Genomic DNA, 366 nt, shown 5'->3' on the forward strand with positions numbered 1-366 from the left:
ATGAAAATATGTTTTCATTTCGATAATACTTATGGGGACAGGTTTGCGTGATTACTCTTGTGAAATAACTAGAATAACTAAAAAGATACTTATTTACTGCTCCTTCCTTTAGCTAAAGGAAGGTGGTTTTTTGTGGTAACGAAAAAGTGGATGGTTTGTCGTAAAATAAGCAAAGCGCATTTTTAAATGTGGACTGTAGTAAAAGGATGGTCTGGTTATTTGCTAATGAAAAAGTACCTGTGTAGATTGGTCTGCAATAAGGATTGTAATGGTGTTCGTTCTGGAAACACCCATAAAGAGCGATACTCGGTATCTTTGATGATGCTATGTTTTTTTTGAAAAACACCCCTAAAGTCCCCTCAAGGG

At 35.8% G+C, this 366-nt stretch carries 1 protein-coding gene; it reads right to left on the reverse strand.

Features of this window, described 5'->3' with window-relative positions:
• Positions 1-112 precede the first annotated feature (112 nt).
• Positions 113-366: hypothetical protein (locus ACVCZW_RS00070; RefSeq protein ID WP_452231285.1), on the reverse strand; the 254-nt coding region annotated here is incomplete at its 5' end.

The sequence above is a fragment of the Lacinutrix sp. MEBiC02595 genome (assembly GCF_053601555.1).